Origin of the sequence: Streptomyces sp. WP-1, from assembly GCF_030450125.1 — a bacterium.
GTDB lineage: Bacteria > Actinomycetota > Actinomycetes > Streptomycetales > Streptomycetaceae > Streptomyces > Streptomyces incarnatus.
This window is the reverse complement of record NZ_CP123923.1, coordinates 4,134,329-4,146,814: the sequence shown is the minus strand read 5'-3', so window position 1 is coordinate 4,146,814 and position 12,486 is coordinate 4,134,329. Positions and strand designations below refer to the sequence as shown.

The 12,486-nt window shown below is 71.3% G+C and carries 11 protein-coding genes and 1 pseudogene; 7 read left to right on the top strand and 5 right to left on the bottom strand.

Going from position 1 to position 12,486, the window contains the following annotated elements; genetic code table 11:
* The first annotated feature begins 5 nt into the window (after window positions 1-5).
* The 4 genes from efeB to QHG49_RS17990 all read left to right on the top strand — a co-directional run bounded on the left by efeB (window position 6) and on the right by QHG49_RS17990 (window position 4,980).
* Window positions 6-1,295, top strand: a complete 1,290-nt coding sequence (efeB, locus tag QHG49_RS18005; protein WP_301490343.1) for an iron uptake transporter deferrochelatase/peroxidase subunit — start codon at window positions 6-8, stop codon at window positions 1,293-1,295.
* 122 nt (window positions 1,296-1,417) lie between these two features.
* Complete coding sequence (gene pheA / locus QHG49_RS18000; RefSeq protein ID WP_145488408.1) at window positions 1,418-2,350, top strand: prephenate dehydratase; 933 nt, start codon at window positions 1,418-1,420, stop codon at window positions 2,348-2,350.
* 507 nt (window positions 2,351-2,857) lie between these two features.
* On the top strand, window positions 2,858-4,186 hold the full coding sequence (serS, locus tag QHG49_RS17995; RefSeq protein ID WP_301490342.1) for a serine--tRNA ligase: 1,329 nt from the start codon (window positions 2,858-2,860) through the stop codon (window positions 4,184-4,186).
* Window positions 4,183-4,980, top strand: coding sequence for an HAD family hydrolase (locus QHG49_RS17990; protein WP_159702972.1), 798 nt, complete (start codon window positions 4,183-4,185; stop codon window positions 4,978-4,980). Before serS ends, QHG49_RS17990 begins: the two co-directional genes overlap by 4 nt.
* A gap of 49 nt (window positions 4,981-5,029) precedes the next feature.
* Here the strand turns inward: QHG49_RS17990 and QHG49_RS17985 are convergent.
* The 5 genes and pseudogenes from QHG49_RS17985 to QHG49_RS17965 form a co-directional block, all read right to left on the bottom strand.
* A pseudogene (locus tag QHG49_RS17985) lies at window positions 5,030-5,270 on the bottom strand (hypothetical protein).
* 103 nt (window positions 5,271-5,373) lie between these two features.
* A complete protein-coding gene (locus QHG49_RS17980) occupies window positions 5,374-6,093 on the bottom strand; it encodes an ABC transporter permease subunit (RefSeq protein WP_159702975.1) in 720 nt (239 codons plus the stop codon).
* A gap of 10 nt (window positions 6,094-6,103) precedes the next feature.
* A complete protein-coding gene (locus QHG49_RS17975) occupies window positions 6,104-7,015 on the bottom strand; it encodes an ABC transporter ATP-binding protein (RefSeq protein ID WP_145488724.1) in 912 nt (303 codons plus the stop codon).
* The gene (locus QHG49_RS17970) at window positions 7,012-7,920 is read right to left on the bottom strand and encodes an ABC transporter permease (protein ID WP_301490341.1); all 909 of its coding nucleotides are present in this window, start codon (window positions 7,918-7,920) and stop codon (window positions 7,012-7,014) included. Before QHG49_RS17970 ends, QHG49_RS17975 begins: the two co-directional genes overlap by 4 nt.
* Window positions 7,910-8,893 carry an ABC transporter ATP-binding protein gene (locus tag QHG49_RS17965; RefSeq protein ID WP_301492822.1) on the bottom strand — a complete coding sequence of 328 codons (984 nt, stop codon included), beginning with the start codon at window positions 8,891-8,893 and terminating at the stop codon, window positions 7,910-7,912. The genes QHG49_RS17970 and QHG49_RS17965 overlap by 11 nt, the downstream gene beginning before the upstream one ends.
* Before the next feature lie 246 nt (window positions 8,894-9,139).
* Between QHG49_RS17965 and QHG49_RS17960 the strand changes: the two genes are divergently transcribed.
* The 3 genes from QHG49_RS17960 (at window position 9,140) to QHG49_RS17950 (ending at window position 12,472) form a co-directional block, all read left to right on the top strand.
* Window positions 9,140-9,982, top strand: coding sequence for a M24 family metallopeptidase (locus QHG49_RS17960; RefSeq protein ID WP_159702981.1), 843 nt, complete (start codon window positions 9,140-9,142; stop codon window positions 9,980-9,982).
* Window positions 9,979-11,736, top strand: a complete 1,758-nt coding sequence (locus tag QHG49_RS17955) for an SDR family oxidoreductase (RefSeq protein WP_145488730.1) — start codon at window positions 9,979-9,981, stop codon at window positions 11,734-11,736. Before QHG49_RS17960 ends, QHG49_RS17955 begins: the two co-directional genes overlap by 4 nt.
* Window positions 11,737-11,923: 187 nt before the next feature.
* Window positions 11,924-12,472, top strand: a complete 549-nt coding sequence (locus QHG49_RS17950; RefSeq protein WP_301492820.1) for an RNA 2'-phosphotransferase — start codon at window positions 11,924-11,926, stop codon at window positions 12,470-12,472.
* Window positions 12,473-12,486: the final 14 nt, after the last annotated feature.

Below are 12,486 nucleotides of genomic sequence, written 5' to 3'. Positions count from 1 at the left end.
AGACCATGACCGACCAGTCCACCCAGCAGGCCCGCACCCCCGGGGCCCAGACGTCCGAGGCCCCGGCGTCCGAGGCCCGTTCCGGGGGTGTCTCCCGGCGCGCCCTGCTCGGCACCGCGGGCGCCACCGGGCTGGTGCTCGGCGCGGCGGGCGGCGCCGTCGGTTACGCCGCCGCGCCCGCCCCGGCCACCCCGCTCACCTCGGTGGGCTCCGACCGCGCGATGTTTCACGTGAAACACCAGCCCGGCATCACCGAGGGCCTCCAGGCGTGCGGTCACCTGATCGCCTTCGATCTGGCGGCGGGCGCGGGCCGCAAGGAGGCGGCGGCCCTGCTGCGCCGCTGGTCCGCGACGGCCGAGCGGCTGATGGCGGGCGAGCCGGCCCCGCACGACGACACCGATGTGTCCCGGGACGCGGGCCCCTCCTCGCTGACGGTCACCTTCGGCTTCGGGAACAGCTTCTTCGCCCGCACCGGACTGGAGAAGCAGCGGCCCACCGCCCTGGACCCGCTGCCCGACTTCTCCTCCGACCATCTGGACAAGGCGCGCAGCGACGGCGATCTGTGGGTGCAGATCGGCGCGAACGACGCCTTGGTCGCCTTCCACGCCCTGCGCGCGATCCAGAAGGACGCCGGGGCGGCCGCGCGGGTGCGCTGGCAGATGAACGGCTTCAACCGCACCCCGGGCGCCACCGCCCGCCCGATGACGGCCCGCAACCTGATGGGCCAGATCGACGGCACGGGCAATCCGAAGCCGACGGACGCGGCCTTCGACAAGCAGATCTTCGTGCCCGCCTCGGGCGAGCCCGCGTGGATGGCGAACGGCTCCTATGCCGTCGTACGCCGGATCCGCATGCTCCTGGACGACTGGGAGAAGCTGCCCGTCGCCGCCCAGGAGCAGGTCATCGGGCGTCGCAAGTCGGACGGGGCGCCGCTGACCGGGGGTCATGAGACAACCCCGATGGAGCTGGAGAAGACCGACGCCAAGGGCGACTACGTGATCGCGCTCAACGCGCACGCGCGGATCACCCGGCCGGACAAGAACAGCGGGGCGGCGATGCTGCGGCGCCCGTTCTCGTACCACGACGGCATCGACGCGGACGGGGTACCGGACGCCGGGCTGCTGTTCGTGTGCTGGCAGGCGGACCCGCTGCTCGGCTTCGTGCCGGTGCAGCGCAAGCTCGACCGGGGTGACGCCCTGTCGCGGTTCATCCGGCACGAGTCGAGCGCGCTGTTCGCGGTGCCGGGCGGGGCGGCGAAGGACGAGTACGTGGGGCAGCGGTTGCTGGAGGGCTGAGGCAAGGCCCTTTAGCCGGTATTCCACCGGCTCTGCGGACTTTCCCTTCCCAAACCACCCGGTCGAGTGGTCATCTTGAGACGCCTGAGCTACGACGGCCCGCGGCCATTAGGGTGAGGACCATGCCAGCGAGCTATGCGTATCTCGGTCCCGAGGGCACCTTCACCGAGGTGGCCCTGCGGACGCTGCCGGAGGCGGCCACCCGGGAGCTGACCCCGTACGTGTCGGTGCAGTCCGCGCTCGACGCGGTGCGGGCCGGCGAGGCCGAGGCCGCGTTCGTGCCGATCGAGAACTCCGTCGAGGGCGGCATCACCGCCACCCTGGACGGCCTGGTGGCCGGCGAGCCGCTGACGATCTACCGCGAGGTGCTGCTCTCCATCACCTTCGCGCTGCTGGTCCGCCCGGGCACCCGGCTCGCCGACATCAAGACGGTCTCCGCCCACCCCGCGGCCCAGCCGCAGGTGCGCAACTGGCTGAAGGCCAACCTCCCGGACGCCGTCTGGGAGTCGGCCGCCTCGAACGCGGACGCGGCCCGGCTGGTCCAGGAGGGCCGCTACGACGCCGCCTTCGCGGGCGAGTTCGCCGCCGCCCGGTACGGCCTGGAGGCCCTGGAGACCGGGATCCACGACGCGGAGAACGCGCAGACCCGGTTCGTGCTGGTCGGCCGCCCGGCCCGGCCCGCCGCGAAGACCGGCGCCGACAAGACCTCGGTGGTGCTCTGGCAGCGCACCGACCACCCCGGCGGACTGCGCGATCTGCTCGGCGAGTTCGCCTCGCGCGGGATCAACCTGATGCTGCTCCAGTCCCGGCCGACCGGCGAGGGCATCGGCAACTACTGCTTCTGCGTGGACGCCGAGGGCCATATCTCCGACCGGCGGATGGCGGAGGCGCTGATGGGCCTGAAGCGGCTCTGCCTGGAGGTGCGCTTCCTGGGCTCGTACCCGCGCGCCGACATCGCGCCGGACGAGGCACGCGCCGTACGGCCGGGAACCTCGGACGAGGAGTTCGTGCGGGCCGCGGACTGGGTGGCGCGCTGCCAGGACGGCCGCTTCTAGTTATCCACAGGAGTTATCCACAGGTGCTCTTCTCGACCTGGGGACAAGTCGACAGCGAAGCGCGACCCAGTCGACAAATCGCCCCACAGCGCACAGACGGGGCGAGCTTCACCTGACTCACCCTTCGTCCACCCGTTTCCTTTGGTTCATCTTTTGGGGCGACCGTTTTCCACCCGAAAGTGGGTGTCGATCCACTTTGGCCGGGGAATTCTGCAAGTCCGTCAACGGATCCGGAGTGATCAATTCCCGCATCCACAGAACTTCCCCACACCCTGTGGATAACTCTTCGGCGAGTGTGGATTTCTGTGGACAACCGGGCCGTCAAGTCCCGCTCCCCACAAGGAAATCGAGTCAACCGGACGCCCGGGGCTTGCCCCGTCCCAGGGAGTGAGACACTTTCCCTTGACACGCGCGGCAATTAGCGCATAACGCACCGTAAGCCGCAAATCCAAGCGCGCCGTCATAGTGATTCGTGAGCGGCATCCCCGCACCGGTAGCCTTGGGCCTGTGATTGACCTTCGCCTGCTCCGTGAGGACCCCGACCGTGTGCGCGCGTCCCAGCGTGCCCGTGGAGAGGACGTCGCGCTCGTCGACTCCCTCCTGTCTGCCGACGAGCGGCGCAGGTCTTCCGGCGTCCGCTTCGACGAACTGCGCGCCGAACAGAAGCAGCTCGGCAAGCTGATCCCCAAGGCCACCGCCGACGAGAAGGCCGAACTGCTCAAGCGCGCCGAGCAGCTCAAGGCCGACGTCAAGGCCGCCGACGCCGAGCGCGACGCGGCCGACACCGAGGCCCATGAGCTGCTGCTCCGGCTCGGCAACCTCGTCCACCCCGACGTGCCCGTCGGCGGCGAGGAGGACTTCGTCACCCTGGAGACGCACGGCACCATCCGCGACTTCGGTGCCGAGGGCTTCGAGCCCAAGGACCACCTGGAGCTGGGCCAGCTGCTCGGCGCGATCGACGTCGAGCGCGGCGCCAAGGTCTCCGGCTCCCGCTTCTACTTCCTCACCGGTGTCGGCGCCCTGCTGGAGCTGGCCCTGGTGAACGCGGCGATGGCCCAGGCCACCGCCGCCGGCTTCACCCCGATGCTGACCCCCGCGCTGGTCCGCCCGCAGTCGATGGCCGGCACCGGCTTCCTCGGCCAGGCCGCGCAGGACGTCTACCACCTCGACAAGGACGACCTCTACCTGGTCGGCACCTCCGAGGTGGCGCTCGCGGCGTACCACATGGACGAGATCATCGACGCGGACAAGCTGCCGCTGCGGTACGCGGGCTTCTCGCCCTGCTTCCGCCGCGAGGCCGGTTCGCACGGCAAGGACACCCGGGGCATCTTCCGCGTGCACCAGTTCGACAAGGTCGAGATGTTCTCGTACGTCGACCCCGAGGACTCCCAGGCCGAGCACCAGCGCCTGCTGGCGTGGGAGAAGCAGTGGCTGTCCTCGCTGGAGCTGCCGTTCCGCGTGATCGACGTCGCCTCCGGTGACCTCGGCTCCTCGGCCGCCCGCAAGTTCGACTGCGAGGCGTGGATCCCGACGCAGGGCAAGTACCGCGAGCTGACCTCGACCTCGGACTGCACCGAGTTCCAGTCCCGGCGGCTGTCCATCCGGGTCCGCGAGAAGGCCAGCGGGAGCGAAGCGACCTCCGGCAGGGGTGGTGGTCGGGCGACGGGCGGGCAGGTCAAGCCGCTGGCCACGCTCAACGGCACGCTGTGCGCCGTACCGCGCACCATCGTGGCGATCCTGGAGAACCACCAGCTGGCCGACGGCTCCGTCCGGGTCCCCGAAGTGCTGCGCCCCTACCTGGGCGGCCGGGAGGTCCTGGAGCCGGTGACCAGGTGAGCTTCCCCTACGGGCTGGTCGCGACCGACCTGGACGGAACGCTGCTGCGCTCCGACGGGTCGGTCTCGCAGCGCACCCGTGACGCGCTCACCGCGGCCGCCGCGGCGGGCGCGGCGCACATCGTCGTCACCGGCCGCGCCGTCCCCTGGACCCGCCATGTCCTCGACGACCTCGGCTACGACGGCCTCGCGGTCTGCGGCCAGGGCGGCCAGGTGTACGACGCCGGGGCGCACCGTCTGCTGACGTCCGTCACCCTGGACCGGCAGCTGGCCGGGGTGGCGCTGGCCAAGATCGAGGCGGAGGTCGGCCCGCTGCATCTCGCCGCGAGCCGTGACGGGCTGGACGGCGAGGTGCTCGTGGGGCCGGGGTACGCCGTCGCGGGCCCGCTCCCCGCGGTTCCCCTCACCGACGCGTCCGATCTCTGGGCCGCGCCGCTGAACAAGATCTACATACAGCATCCGACGCTCGGCGACGACGAGCTGGCGGAGGCCGCCCGGCAGGCCGCCGGCGGCTTCGTCTCGGTCGCGATGGCCGGCGCGGGCATCGTGGAACTCCTGCCGCTCGGCCTCTCCAAGGCGACGGGGCTCTCCCTGGCCGCCCGCCGCCTCGGTCTCAGGGCCGCGGACACGATCGCCTTCGGCGACATGCCGAACGACATCCCGATGTTCGGATGGGCCTCCCGGGGCGTGGCCATGGCCAACGCGCACGAGGAACTCAAGGCGGTGGCCGACGAGGTGACGTCCTCGAACGAGGAGGACGGGATCGCGGCGGTGCTGGAAGATCTGCTGGCCTAGGGCCCGTCCTCACGCCGTTCGCGGTGCCCGCCGTGGCATCGGCCGCGACTCACGGCCACCGACGCCACCCCCGCCGTCGTACCTTGCTGAAGAACCACCCCGCCGGCGGCTCGTCCGAGCGCCAGGGCCCGGGTTCGGGGGGCCTGGGTGCGCCGGCGGGCGGCCGGCACGCGGGCGCGGGTGGACGGCTCGGAGGCATCGGCGGCCCGCACGCAGTCCTCGTCCAGGACCAGCCCCTCGAAGGCGTCTCCCGCGGGCGGCCCGGCACCCCCCGCTCTCTCCGCTGCCATCCCCGGCCTCCCAGCCGTACGTCCCGATCTGCCCAGTGTGCCCGGCCGGGGATGAAGTCTCCGTCAAAGGCCCCCGTCGACGACCCGGGGGCCCCGGAGCCTCCTACTCCTCCCCCGCCAGCTTCAGCGTGCGCAGCTTCTGCCCCGCGTACCAGGTGGCCAGCACGGTCACCACGACCAGCAGCACCACCGCCGTCGTCAGCCCGACGTCGGAGGTGACCAGGTCGCCCCCGGCCACCTTGTGCGCGACCGCGAGCGCCCACTGCTGCACGCTCAGGGTGCGCGCGCCGGGCACCAGGGAGCCGAACAGCGCCTCCCAGACCAGCGCGTACACCAGGCCGAAGACGACCGCGTGCCGGGAGACCGTGCCGAGCAGCAGGAACAGCGCGGAGTAGGCGATGGAGGCCACCAGCGCGGCCACCGTATAGGCGACGGCGATCTGCTGGCCGTTGCCGTTGAGGATCAGGCCAGCGATCAGCGTGGGCACCGCGGAGAACACCATGGTCACCGCGATGGCCACGATCAGCTTGGTGAAGATGATCGCCGGCCGCTTCAGGGGTTTGGACAGCAGATAGACGACAGAGCCGTCATCGATCTCCGGGCCGATCGCGCCCGTACCCGCGATGACGCCGATGATCGGCACCATGGTGGCGATCGCGAACCCGCCGAGCACATCGGCGGCCGTCTGGTCGTCCGCCCCGCTGAGGGCGCGTACGGCCACGGCGATCACGATGAGCAGCAGCGGCAGCGCGCCGAGGATGAGGGCCCGGCGACGGCCGAGCAGGGCCCGGTAGGTGAGCCGGGCGACTGTGGGGTCGTACATCTTGGGCCTCCTACGCCGCGACCAGGTACGAGAAGACGGACTCCAGGGACTCGTCCGACGGCGAGACCGTGAGCAGCCGGATGCCGTGGTCCCTGGCGACCTTCGGCAGCAGAGTGGTGAAGCGGCCGAAGTCGACGGCCTGGATGCGCAGCGCGCCCTCCTTGTGGTCGACCTCGATGCCGGCCGTGGACGGATCGGCGATCAGCGCCGCCGCGAGGGCCCGGTCGTCGCTGGAGCGCACCAGGTAGCGGTGCGGCCGGTCGGTCATCAGGCGGCGGATCTTGCGGTAGTCGCCACTGGCCGCGTGCCGCCCGGCGACGACGACCTCGATGTGCCGGGCGAGCTGCTCGACCTCCTCCAGGATGTGCGAGGAGAACAGCACGGTGCGGCCCTCGTCGCCCATCCTGCGCAGCAGGTCCATCAGCTGCATGCGCTGGCGCGGGTCCATGCCGTTGAACGGCTCGTCCAGCAGGAGCAGCGCGGGGTCGTGCACCAGGGCGCTGGCCATCTTCACGCGCTGGCGCATGCCCTTGGAGTAGGTGGCGATCCGGCGGTCCTGGGCGTACTCCATCTCGACGGTGGCCAGGGCCCGCTGGGCGGCCTTGTCGCCGAGGCCGTGCAGCTCCGCGTTGGCCACGACGAACTCGCGCCCGGTGAGGAAGTCGTACATCGCCTCCCGCTCGGGGACGATGCCGATGTGCCGGTAGATGTCCTCATTGCGCCACACCGGCCGGCCGTCGAGGGTGACCGCCCCGGTGGAGGGGGCGAGGAAGCCGCCCATCATGTTGATCAGGGTGGACTTCCCGGCGCCGTTGGGGCCGAGCAGGCCGGTGACGCCGGGGCCGATGGTCATGGTGATGTCGTTGACGGCGACCACGTTGCCGAACCAGCGGGAGACATGGTCGATGCTGAGGGTCGTCACAGTCCCACCTTCTTGTAGCGGCGCACCAGGAGGCCGTAGCTGCCGGCGATCAGTGCGAGGGTGACGAGGACGTAGACGATGCCCTCTCCGGTCGTGGGAGCGATTCCGCCGGGGTTTCGGGCGGTGGCGCCCAGGAAGGCGGACTGCACGCCGTCGATCAGGGTGACCGGCGAGAACAGGCCGATCCACGCGATGGCCCCGGAGTGCCCCTGGACCTCCGCGATGGCCTGGAGGGTGGAGACCGCCCCGTAGGTGATGACCAGTACGGCGATCACGGCGGCGATGCCGAAGCCGCGGCGCGGGGTGACGGCGGCGATGACCAGGCCGATGCCGGCGAAGAGCAGGGAGAGCAGGGCCACGGAGACCAGTCCCTCGGCGAATTCCTTCGTCTGGTGGGCGAAGCCCAGCTTGGACAGCAGCGCCCCCACGTACATCACCAGCAGGGGAGCGGCGGTGAGGATGAAGATCGCCGAGGCGAGCGCGGCGAACTTGGCGCGCACGTAGTCGGCGGTCTCGATCGGCCGCGAGAAGTACAGCGGGACCGTCTTGAAGCGCAGGTCGCGGGAGACGGCCTGGGGCGCCTGGGAGGCGACGTACAGGCTGATGACGGCCTGGAGCATGATCGCGTACCGGGTGTAGGCGACCGGCAGTTCGTGCGCCTTGGTGGCGACGGCGACGGCGACCATGATGGCGGCGGGCACGCACATGACCGCGAACAGCAGCATGGGCAGCACCTTGGACTTCACCGAGCGGCCGAGGCCGTAGGCGCCGCGCAGCGACTGCGAGTACAGGGAGCGGCGGGCGTAGGCACGGCCGAGGCGCGGGCCGTCGTAGCCGCGGTAGCCGATGTCGTGGATCCGGGTCGTCTCGCCCGGGGGCGAGGTCCGGGGCTGCTCAACCGCCATGGCCGACGGCCTCCTTCCGCTGCTCGTCGCCGCCGTCTTCGACGGTGTCGGTGGTGAAAACCTCGGAGATGTGGTGCCGGCGCTGCTCCATGCGGACCAGGCCGAGTCCGAGGTCGGCGACCACGTCGCGCACCAGGTCGTACGTCTCCTCGCCCGCGGCGGTCAGCAGCAGGATGTGGCCGGCGCCGGGCAGGCCCGCGCCCTCGTGGTGGGTGTCCACCCCGCGTCCGCGCAGCGCGTCGCGGACCGCGGCGGTGCCGTCGGGGTGGGTGTCGCTGTCGGTGACCTCGATCGCGAGGGTGGTGGTGGTCTGCGTGAAGTCGGTGGTGGAGCTGGAGCGCAGCAGCTTGCCGCCGTCGATGACGACCACGTGGTCGCAGGTCCGCTCCAGCTCGCCCAGCAGGTGCGAGGTGACCAGGACGGAGATGCCGAAGTCGGAGTGGACGCGGCGGATCAGGCCGAGCATCTCGTCGCGGCCGACCGGGTCGAGGCCGTTGGTCGGCTCGTCCAGGAAGACCAGCTTGGGGTCGTGCACCAGGGCCTGCGCGAGCTTCACGCGCTGCTTCATGCCGGTCGAGTAGCCGCCGATGGGACGGTAGCGCTCCTCGTAGAGGCCGACATGGCGCAGGGTGTCCGCGGTGCGCTCGCGCGCGGCCGTGGGCGGCAGCCCCGACATCCGCGCCATGTGTACGACGAACTCGGTCGCCGAGACGTCCGGCGGCAGGCAGTCGTGCTCCGGCATGTAGCCGACCTGTTCGCGGATGGCGGCGCCCTCGGTGGCGATGTCCAGGCCCAGCACCCGGGCGCTGCCCTCGGTGGCGGGGGACAGCCCCAGCAGGATTTTGATCAGGGTGGACTTGCCGGCGCCGTTGGCTCCGACGAGTCCGGTCACCCCGGGCCCGATGTCCACGGACAGCCGGTCGAGCGCGGTCACCCGGGGGAACCGCTTGCTCAGGCTTTCGGTCGCGATCACAGTCACCCACCGAACGGTAGTGATCCCGGCCACGCCGGTCGTCAGACCACAGAGCCGTCTTCGGATCCGACCCAGGTATTACACGACCCTAGGGGCCGCCGCCCACCTAAGGGTCACCCGGACTTGTCCCGGGGCCGCGCCCCCGCCTATTGACGCCGCCTCTAACAACTGCGAGATTCACCTCTGTCAAGTTACGGACGCGTACCGCAGCCGACGCGGATCGGCCGGATCACGGGACGAGGCGGCATGACGACGGCAGTGAGCAGTGAACTCCCCACGGAGCTGCGGGGATTCCAGAAGGTGCAGCGCCTCGCCTACGAGTGCGCGGAGGCGGTCGCGGCGCGCCTGGAACCGGGTGTGACCGAGCGTGAGGCCGCGCGGATGCAGCGGGAGTGGCTGCGCGGGCGCGGGGTGCGGGACTGGTTCCATCTGCCCTTCGCCTGGTTCGGGGACCGTACGGCGTTCGTGAACTTCCGGATCCCGCTCCAGTTCTTCCCGACCGACCGCGAGCTGGAGCCCGGGATGCCGTTCATCCTGGACATGGCCCCGGTGTTCGAGGGATACACGGCGGACATCGGTTACTCGGGGTCCCTCGGGGTGAACCCCGTGCAGGACCGGCTGATGGCCGACCTGGAGGCGCACCGGGAGCTGATCCTGCGCGAGGTGCGCGAGCGGCGTCCGCTGCGCGAGATCTACGAGGACGTGGAGCGGCTGATGGTCCGCCAGGGGTATGCCAACCGGCACCGGGCCTACCCGTTCGGCGTGATCGCGCACAAGGTGGACCGGGTGCGGGAGCGCCGCTTCGCGCCGCACGTCTTCGGCTTCGGCACCCAGTCCCTCAAGGGCCTCGCCTCGGACGCGCTGCACGGCCACCGCGAGGGCTGGTCGCCGCTGTGGTCGCCGTACCGCTTCTCGGACCATCCGCCGAAGCCGGGCCTGTGGGCGGTCGAGCCGCATCTGGGCTTCCGGGGCACGGGGGCGAAGTTCGAGGAGCTCCTCGTGGTCACGGACTCGAAGGACCCCGAGGAGAGCGCGTTCTGGCTGGACGACGAGCTGCCGCACGTGCGGCGCTGGGCGGAGGAGAAGTGACGACCCTGAAGGGTGCGCGCGAGCGCACGGTACGGACCGGCGGAATCGACCTGTGCGTGGCCGAACTGGGCGACGCGCAGCAGCCGACGGTGGTCCTGGTGCACGGCTACCCGGACAGCAAGGAGGTGTGGTCCGAGATAGCCCCGCGCCTCGCGGAGCGCTTCCATGTGGTGCTGTACGACGTCCGGGGCCACGGCCGCTCCACGGCGCCGCGGCCGTTGCGCGGCGGCTTCACGCTGGCCAAGCTCACGGACGACTTCCTGGCCGTGGTGGACGCGGTGAGCCCGGAGAGCCCGGTGCATCTCGTCGGCCACGACTGGGGATCGGTGCAGTCCTGGGAGTTCGTCACGGTCGCCCGCACAGAGGGCCGGATCGCCTCCTTCACCAGCGTCTCCGGGCCGTCCCTCGACCACTTCGGGCACTGGATCAACGACCGTCTGAAGCGTCCGACGCCCCGCCGGGTCGCCCAGCTCCTGGGCCAGGGCGCCAAGTCCTGGTACGTGGGGATGCTGCACACCCCGGCCCTGCCGGAGCTGGCCTGGCGCGGCCCGCTCGGCAAGCACTGGCCGAAGCTCCTGGAGCGGGGCGAGGGCATCCCCGCCGGCGACTACCCGACCTCCTCGCTGCCCGAGGACGCGGCCCACGGCGCCTGGCTGTACCGGGACAACGTGCGGCCGCGGCTGACGCACCCCCGCCCGGACGCGTTCGCGCACGCGCCGGTGCAGCTGATCACGCCCCAGGGCGACGCGTTCCTCTCCGAGCGGCTCTACGACGACCTGGACCGCTGGGTGCCCCGGCTGACCCGGCGCACGCTCCCGGCCAAGCACTGGGCGCCGCGCACCCGGCCGGACCAGCTGACCGCCTGGATCGAGGAGTTCGTCGTGTCGGTGGAGGACGGCCGCCCCGAGCCGAAGGCGACCGGGCCGCACTCGGCGCGGTTCGGCGGGCAGCTGGTGCTGGTCACCGGTGCGGGCAGCGGGATCGGCCGGGCGACGGCGTTCGCGTTCGCGGAGGCGGGCGCGCGGCTGGTGGCCGTCGACCGGGACGCGGAGGCGGCGGCCCGCACCGCGGAACTGGCCCGGCTGATCGGCGCGCCCGAGGCATGGGCCGAGACGGCGGACGTCTCCGACGAGCAGGCCATGGAGAAGCTGGCCGAGCGGGTCCACCGCGCGTACGGCGTGCTGGACGTGCTGGTCAACAACGCGGGCATCGGACTGTCCGGGTCGTTCTTCGCCACGACCACCGAGGACTGGCGCAAGGTCCTCGACGTCAACCTCTGGGGCGTGATCCACGGCTGCCGGCTCTTCGGGGCGCGGATGGCCGAGCGGGGGCAGGGCGGCCACATCGTCAACATCGCGTCCGCCGCCGCGTTCCAGCCCTCCCGGGTGCTGCCCGCCTACAGCACGTCCAAGGCGGCGGTCCTCATGCTCTCCGAGTGCCTGCGCGCGGAGCTGGCGTCCCGGGCGATCGGTGTCACGGCGATCTGCCCCGGCATCGTCAACACCAACATCACGTCCACGGCGCGCTTCGCCGGGGCCGACGAGGCCGAGGAGCGCCGCCTCCAGAAGAACTCCGCCCGTCTGTACGGACTGCGCAACTACCCCCCGGAGAAGGTGGCTTCGGCGATCCTGGACGCGGTGGTCCACAACCGTCCGGTGGTCCCGGTGACCCCGGAGGCGCGGGGCGCGCACTTCCTGTCCCGGGTGCTGCCGGGGGCGCTGCGCCGACTGGCGCGGGTGGAACCCAAGGTGTGAGCCGGGCGGGGCGTTGGGGACAACGGTCTTCAACGCCCCCTCCTTGCAGTCTAGTTGTCCACAACTTCGCCGATTCCCCTGTGGATAACCGGGGTTGCTTGTGGATCAAACCTCCCCCCGAAAACAAGCTGCGTGATCCGCGTCTCTCGACCACCCTGAGCCCATGGACGCAGAACCCATGGACCCCATGGACGAAAGACGCACGGTCAAGGTTTCGAAGTACCTCTCCCGGCACCTCCGCCACCAGCCGGCCCGCATCGGCCTCACCCCCGACGAGGCCGGCTGGGTGGACATCGACGCCCTGATCACCGCGGCGGCCTCGCACGGTTTCCCCTTCACCCGCGAGGAACTCGACCGGGTCGTCGCCACCAACGACAAACAGCGCTTCACGATCGACGGCGCCCGGATCCGCGCCAACCAGGGCCACACCATCGCCGTCGACCTGGGCCTGCCGCCGGCCACCCCGCCGCCGTACCTCTACCACGGCACCCACCCGCACGCCCTGGAGTCCATCCGGGCCACCGGTCTGAAACCCATGAGCAGGCATGCCGTGCACCTCTCCCCCGACCGCGACACCGCCACCCGCGTCGGCGCCCGCCGGGGCCGCCCGGTCGTCCTCGTGGTCGACTCCGGCGCCATGCACCGCGACGGCCATGTCTTCCACGTCAGCGCCAACGGCGTCTGGCTGACCGCCGCCGTGCCCTCGCGATATCTGCGCTTCCCGGGGCCCCGCTGACCTCGCCCGCGCCG

Excerpts from the sequence above, each read along its gene's own strand:
- QHG49_RS17970 (WP_301490341.1), bottom strand. The coding sequence starts at position 7,920 with ATGGCGGTTGAGCAGCCCCGGACCTCGCCCCCGGGCGAGACGACCCGG.
- QHG49_RS17960 (WP_159702981.1), top strand. The coding sequence starts at position 9,140 with ATGACGACGGCAGTGAGCAGTGAACTCCCCACGGAGCTGCGGGGATTC.
- pheA (WP_145488408.1), top strand. The coding sequence starts at position 1,418 with ATGCCAGCGAGCTATGCGTATCTCGGTCCCGAGGGCACCTTCACCGAG.
- QHG49_RS17950 (WP_301492820.1), top strand. The coding sequence starts at position 11,924 with ATGGACGAAAGACGCACGGTCAAGGTTTCGAAGTACCTCTCCCGGCAC.
- efeB (WP_301490343.1), top strand. The coding sequence starts at position 6 with ATGACCGACCAGTCCACCCAGCAGGCCCGCACCCCCGGGGCCCAGACG.
- QHG49_RS17980 (WP_159702975.1), bottom strand. The coding sequence starts at position 6,093 with ATGTACGACCCCACAGTCGCCCGGCTCACCTACCGGGCCCTGCTCGGC.